7 protein-coding genes are annotated in these 6,496 nt (G+C 47.7%); 6 read left to right on the top strand and 1 reads right to left on the bottom strand.

The window, feature by feature from the left end; genetic code table 11:
* Positions 1-17: 17 nt before the first annotated feature.
* Positions 18-314 carry a ribosome assembly RNA-binding protein YhbY gene (gene yhbY, locus B2X00_RS10110; protein WP_290487417.1) on the bottom strand — a complete coding sequence of 99 codons (297 nt, stop codon included), beginning with the start codon at positions 312-314 and terminating at the stop codon, positions 18-20.
* Positions 315-410: 96 nt separating this feature from the next.
* Here yhbY and rlmE point away from each other — a divergent pair, with 96 nt between their 5' ends.
* The 6 genes from rlmE (at position 411) to secG (ending at position 6,447) form a co-directional block, all read left to right on the top strand.
* Positions 411-1,037: a 23S rRNA (uridine(2552)-2'-O)-methyltransferase RlmE gene (rlmE, locus tag B2X00_RS10105; RefSeq protein WP_071463552.1), complete on the top strand. Its 627-nt coding sequence runs from the start codon at positions 411-413 to the stop codon at positions 1,035-1,037.
* Between the two features lie 50 nt (positions 1,038-1,087).
* The gene (gene ftsH, locus B2X00_RS10100) at positions 1,088-3,034 is read left to right on the top strand and encodes an ATP-dependent zinc metalloprotease FtsH (RefSeq protein ID WP_290487416.1); all 1,947 of its coding nucleotides are present in this window, start codon (positions 1,088-1,090) and stop codon (positions 3,032-3,034) included.
* A gap of 80 nt (positions 3,035-3,114) precedes the next feature.
* Positions 3,115-3,930, top strand: a complete 816-nt coding sequence (gene folP / locus B2X00_RS10095) for a dihydropteroate synthase (protein WP_290487415.1) — start codon at positions 3,115-3,117, stop codon at positions 3,928-3,930.
* Positions 3,927-5,267 carry a phosphoglucosamine mutase gene (gene glmM / locus B2X00_RS10090; RefSeq protein ID WP_290487414.1) on the top strand — a complete coding sequence of 447 codons (1,341 nt, stop codon included), beginning with the start codon at positions 3,927-3,929 and terminating at the stop codon, positions 5,265-5,267. The genes folP and glmM overlap by 4 nt, the downstream gene beginning before the upstream one ends.
* Before the next feature lie 86 nt (positions 5,268-5,353).
* The gene (tpiA, locus tag B2X00_RS10085; RefSeq protein WP_290487413.1) at positions 5,354-6,112 is read left to right on the top strand and encodes a triose-phosphate isomerase; all 759 of its coding nucleotides are present in this window, start codon (positions 5,354-5,356) and stop codon (positions 6,110-6,112) included.
* A 5-nt stretch (positions 6,113-6,117) separates the two neighbouring features.
* A complete protein-coding gene (secG, locus tag B2X00_RS10080) occupies positions 6,118-6,447 on the top strand; it encodes a preprotein translocase subunit SecG (protein WP_290487412.1) in 330 nt (109 codons plus the stop codon).
* The last annotated feature ends 49 nt before the right edge of the window (positions 6,448-6,496 follow it).

The raw sequence follows: 6,496 nt of genomic DNA, 5'->3' as shown, positions 1-6,496 counted from the left end.
CCCGCCTATGATTGTAGCTAGGCTTTCGGTAAACGCATCCGAGGCTCTTTCGCGGGGCGGAACAAGATCTGTGTTTTACCAATGACTTGGACTTGTTCTGCACCGGTTTCACGTACAATGGCGTCCATCATTTGCTTACGCAACTCGCGCTCTTCTTCAGGCACTTTTACCTTAATTAGCTCGTGGTCTTCTAACGCCTGCTCGATTTCTGCTACAACCCCCTCAGTTAACCCGTTAGCACCGAGTAAAACGACAGGTTTGAGTGGGTGGGCTTCGCCTTTTAAAAACTGTTTTTGCTTATTGGTTAACGACATATGATAATAATCCTGTAATTTAAGCTTGAATTATATGTATTGTAACGCCATCTAATGGGTACACGCTAGTTTAATCAGACAGTCTGGATAGTATTAATGGGTAAAAAGCGCAGCGTCAGCAGCCAACGTTGGTTGAAAGAACATTTCGATGATCCTTTTGTGCAAAAGGCACAGAAACGTGGATTGCGTTCACGCGCCGTATTTAAGATAGAAGAAATTCAACAGCGTGATAAATTGATTAAAAAAGGGCAAACTGTTGTCGATTTGGGTGCCGCTCCTGGTGGCTGGTCGCAATACGTAGCCGATTACTTTAACGGCGACGGACAAATTATTGCGTGTGATATTTTACCGATGGACCCAATCGCTGGGGTCGATTTTTTGCAAGGTGACTTTCGTGAACAAGCTGTTTTGGACGCACTACTGAGCCGAATTGGTGGAAAAAACGTAGATGTAGTGTTGTCTGATATGGCACCCAACATGAGTGGCAATGATAATGTCGACCAGCCAAGAGCTATGTATTTAGTGGAGTTGGCGCTAGATATGTGTCACCAAGTACTGAAACCTGGCGGCAGTTTTGCGGTCAAAGTGTTTCACGGACAAGGTTTTGAAGAATTTCTTAAGGATGTCAGGGCAGCATTTAAAACCGTTAAAACGCGCAAACCCAGTTCTTCACGATCACGGTCACGCGAGGTTTACTTGGTAGCGACAGACTACAAGTTGTAGTACCCTGATATTAAAGATTGATTATTTAAATACACTAGAGGTAATAGGCTTTGAGCGATATGGCAAAAAATCTCATCTTGTGGCTCGTCATAGCCGTTGTGTTGATGAGCGTTTTTCAGAGCTTTAGCCCTGGCGAAAACGCTGGGTCTCGCATGGCGTATAGCGAGTTTCTAAAGCAAGTGGACAACGGTAATGTACGACGCGCTGATTTTGGTGAAGATGGTCGTACCATCACGGTAATGACTCGAAATGGCCAGTCGTATAAGACAGTCATTCCAACCCAATCCGATCCTAAAATTGTAGACCAGTTAGCGGCTAAAAATGTTGAGTTCTCGGGTACGCCACCCGAAGAGCCAAGCATTCTTACCTCGATTTTCATCTCTTGGTTCCCAATGTTGTTGTTGATCGGCGTCTGGATTTTCTTTATGCGCCAAATGCAAGGCGGCGGTGGTCGCGGTGCGATGTCGTTTGGTAAGAGTAAAGCGCGCTTGATGAGCGAGGATCAAATCAAAACAACATTCCGTGATGTAGCGGGCTGTGATGAGGCTAAAGAAGAAGTCACTGAGTTGGTTGATTACCTTAAAGATCCATCGAAGTTCCAGCGTTTGGGCGGTAAAATTCCTAAAGGCGTATTGATGGTGGGCCCACCGGGTACAGGTAAGACGTTGCTTGCTAAAGCTATTTCTGGTGAAGCAAAAGTACCTTTCTTTAGCATCTCTGGCTCTGACTTCGTCGAAATGTTTGTGGGTGTGGGGGCTTCACGTGTTCGTGACATGTTTGAGCAAGCTAAAAAATCGGCTCCATGTATCATCTTCATTGACGAAATCGATGCAGTAGGTCGTCAACGTGGCGCAGGTTTGGGCGGTGGTCACGATGAGCGTGAGCAAACACTGAACCAAATGTTGGTCGAAATGGATGGTTTTGAAGGTAACGAAGGTATTATCGTTATTGCAGCAACGAACCGTCCCGACGTACTTGATCCTGCGTTATTGCGCCCAGGTCGGTTTGACCGCCAAGTTATGGTGGGGTTACCGGACGTTCGTGGCCGTGAGCAGATTATTAAAGTACACATGCGTAAAGTCCCGCTTGGCGATGACGTGCGTGCTGATTTAATCGCCCGCGGTACACCTGGTTTTTCGGGCGCCGATTTGGCTAATTTAGTTAACGAAGCCGCGCTATTCGCAGCGCGAGGCAACAAACGCGTTGTCTCGATGGAAGAATTTGATAAAGCTAAAGACAAGATCATGATGGGCGCAGAACGACGTTCTATGGTAATGACGGACGATGAGAAGGCGATGACTGCCTATCACGAAGCCGGTCATGCTATCGTGGGTCGTTTGGTACCCGAACATGACCCTGTTTATAAAGTGTCGATTATTCCGCGTGGGCGTGCTTTAGGTGTGACGATGTACTTGCCCGAGCAAGATCGTGTGAGTCATTCCAAGCAACATCTGGAGAGTATGATCTCAAGCTTATTTGGTGGTCGTCTCGCAGAGCAAATTATTTATGGCGCGGATAAGGTTACTACGGGTGCTTCGAATGACATTGAGCGCGCAACAGAAATAGCTCGCAAGATGGTCACGCAATGGGGCTTGTCAGAAAAAATGGGTCCTCTACTCTATGCTGAAGATGAAAATGAGGTCTTCTTGGGGCGTCAAGTCACTCAGCATAAGCATATGTCTGATGATACAGCGCGTGCCATTGATGAAGAAGTTAAATCAGTTATTGATCAAAACTATCAACGTGCTAAGACAATCTTAGAGGAAAATGTTGATATTTTGCATGCGATGAAAGATGCCTTGGTGAAATACGAGACCATCGATGCAGAGCAGATCGATGACTTGATGAACCGTCGTGATGTGCGTCCGCCTAAAGGTTGGGATGACCAAGACGACAATGGCAATGGCACAAGCGGTGGCACCGCCGAGAAATCGGAGCAGGAAGAGCGACCGGAGCGTCCTATTAATGTGGACAAGCCGGGCGACGCCACGTCGTAACAATTAAGCAGTAAAAAGCCACCAACTGGGTGGCTTTTTTTTGTCAGTAGTTTGAGAACAAATAATACGAGGAACAGACCATGGGTAAGCTTGCTCGACCGCTGAGTGTAATGGGTATCTTGAACATTACACCCGACTCGTTTAGTGATGGTGGCCATTACAATAATGTTGATGATGCACTACGACGTGCTGAAGCGATGATTAACGCAGGCGCTACTTGGCTAGATATTGGCGGCGAGTCGACACGTCCTGGCGCGGAGGCGGTTGCTGAGGCTGAGGAGCTCGATCGCGTAATTCCGGTGCTTAGGGCGGTTAAACAACGGTTGGACGCTAAGGTATCTGTCGACACCGTCAAACCGGCGGTGATGAGCGCGGCCATCGAAGCAGGCGTAGACATGATTAACGATGTCAATGCGTTGCGTGAGCCAGGTGCTATTGAAGCGGTGGCGGCGAGTAATGTTGAAGTGTGTTTAATGCACATGCAAGGCGAACCTCGCACTATGCAGCATGATCCGCGCTACGAAGACGTGGTGTGCGAAGTTAAAACCTTTCTTGAAGATCGCATTCAGCAATGTCAGCGAGCCGGTATTGAACCGAGCCGAATTTGGCTCGACCCGGGCTTTGGTTTTGGCAAGTCACAACGGCATAATTATCAAATGTTGCAACGATTGCAGGCCTTTCATGAGCTACGCTGCCCATTGCTTGTTGGTGTGTCACGTAAATCTATGATTGGCCATGTGACTGGCAAAACTGTTGATGAACGCTTGTCAGGAAGTATTGCAGCGGCCACAATAGCGGCTTATAAAGGTGCACGCATGATTCGCGTGCATGATGTGGCAGAGACAGTCGATGCGATGCGTATCGTATCAGCAACGCTGGAAGGAGATTTTTTGTGACAGAAAGGAAATACTTTGGTACGGATGGTGTGCGTGGCTTAGTGGGACAACATCCCATAACGCCGGAGTTTGCTGTTAAACTCGGTTGGGCTGCGGGTAAAGTGCTGGCGGCCAAAGGCACACGCAAAGTACTGGTGGGTAAGGATACCCGAATTAGCGGTTATATGCTTGAGTCAGCGCTCGAGGCTGGCTTGTCAGCTGCGGGGGTTAATGTCGATTTTCTTGGGCCAATGCCGACGCCAGGTATCGCCTATCTGACACGTACCTTCCGGGCCGCCGCCGGTATTGTTATTAGCGCATCTCATAATCCGTATTATGATAACGGCATCAAATTTTTTGCAGACAACGGACACAAACTACCTGATCAGGTCGAATTGGATATTGAATCCTTAATCGATGAACCAATGGATTGCGTCGCGTCGGAACACTTGGGCCGAGCTAATCGTATTAATGACGCCGCTGGCCGTTATATCGAGTTTTGTAAAAGCGTATTCCCAAGCCATCTGTCGCTCACTGGCATGCACATTGTCGTCGATTGTGCTCATGGTGCGACTTATCATATTGCGCCTAATGTATTTCGCGAACTGGGCGCCAAAGTCACTGAGGTCGGTACCCGTCCTGACGGACTTAATATTAACGAAGGCTGTGGTGCAACGCATTTAGATGCCTTGCAACAAGAAGTATTGAAACAAAAGGCCGATGTTGGTATTGCCTTGGATGGCGATGGCGACCGCATCATGATGGTCAGTGATAAGGGCCGCATTCTTGATGGTGACGAAATACTCTATGTATTAATGACAAACGCATTGCGCATGGGCACGTTAAAGGGCGGAGTGGTTGGTACTTTAATGAGTAACTTTGCATTAGAGCAAGCCTGTGAGTCTCTCAGTATTCCTTTTATTCGTGCGAAAGTGGGCGATCGTTATGTCATCGAACAACTGAAAGAACATGACTGGGCGCTCGGTGGCGAGAATTCCGGACATATCATCAATCGTAACTTTCATACCACGGGAGACGGCATCTTAGCAGGTCTGCAAGTGTTAGCCGCGATGGTCGCTGAAGAGCGCGACGTAGAATCGCTGCTAGAAGGCTTTAAAAAGCTGCCACAAACCCTCATTAACGTTCGTTATGCACCGGGTGCTGACCCACTCGAAACGGACCAGGTGAAAGCCGTCGTTGCTGAAGTTGAAACTGCGCTCGCGGGAAATGGGCGTGTTTTATTACGTAAGTCTGGCACTGAACCTGTGATCCGGGTGATGGTTGAAGGTGCCGATAAACGCATTGTTAAGACCTTTGCACAACAAATTGCGCACGAGGTCGAGGCGGCTACAAATTAGGCAGTCAGTGCGCGGGAATGAAATTGGTACTTGTAACTTTGGTTCGCATCAGCTAATATTCCCGCGCCTTAAAGAGAGGAGCTTCAATGTCTAACGCACCACTGGTTATTGCCAATTGGAAAATGAACGGTAACCGAGCACTTACTCGTACAATGAGTGAAGTTCTGCGTGACAATCAAGCCGACTTTAACGGTGTAAAAGTAGTCGTTTGTCCACCTTTTACGTTACTTGCCGAAATGGCTGGTCACATCTACTACGATGAGATAGCGTTAGGTGCACAAAATGTGAGCGAGCACGAAAGTGGCGCTCATACCGGTGAAATATCGGTAGCTATGCTGCAAGAATTAGGCGTTGAATATGTATTACTCGGACATTCTGAGCGTCGCGCCGAGCAGCAAGAAAGCGATCAAGTTATAGCGGCGAAAGCTGCGGCTGTTACGCAAGCAGGTTTGACTGCGGTCGTCTGCGTAGGTGAAGATAAATCGCAACGTGAAGCTGACAAAACATGGTCAGTAATTCAAGCGCAACTTGAAAACAGCCTGGCAAACTTAAGTGCTAAACAAATGGCGCATGTTGTGGTGGCCTACGAGCCCGTTTGGGCGATTGGGACAGGTGAAACTGCATCGCCTGCGCAAGCACAAGAAGTACATGCAAAAATTCGTGGTTGGTTAGTTGAAAACTACCAACAAGTAGGGGCGAAAGTTCCACTATTATACGGTGGTTCAGTGAAAGCAAATAATGCTGAATCATTGTTTTCAGAAGCAGATATAAATGGTGGCTTGATTGGTGGCGCTAGCCTTAAAGGCGATGAGTTTAGTGCAATCTGTCGGGCAGCCAAGGGATAGAATTTATGTTTGAAGTATTAATGGTGATGTTTCTTATTGTAGCCATTGTTCTTGTTGGCTTCATCATGATACAGCAGGGTAAAGGCGCGGATATGGGTGCCTCATTTGGCTCAGGTGCATCAAACACGGTGTTTGGTTCATCGGGTTCAGGTAACTTTTTAAGTCGTACCACTGCAATTTTGGCCGTTATCTTTTTTGTTTTGGCGTTGGTGTTGGGTAACTTATCAACGGCAAGCTCGGACACAGCAGAAGATTTTTCTGATTTGAGTGCGCCAGAGCAGCAAACTCCGCCTGTTGAAGAGCAGGACGGACAGCAGGTTCCGCCGACAAACTAATTTTAGTTGAGTTGGCATAGGGTTTACGCGGATGTGGTGGAATTGGTAG

The sequence above is a fragment of the Idiomarina sp. UBA3162 genome, assembly GCF_002364475.1.
Taxonomy (GTDB): Bacteria; Pseudomonadota; Gammaproteobacteria; order Enterobacterales; family Alteromonadaceae; genus Idiomarina.
Note: the sequence above shows the minus strand (reverse complement) of the source record. Positions and strands in the feature narration are given on the sequence as shown.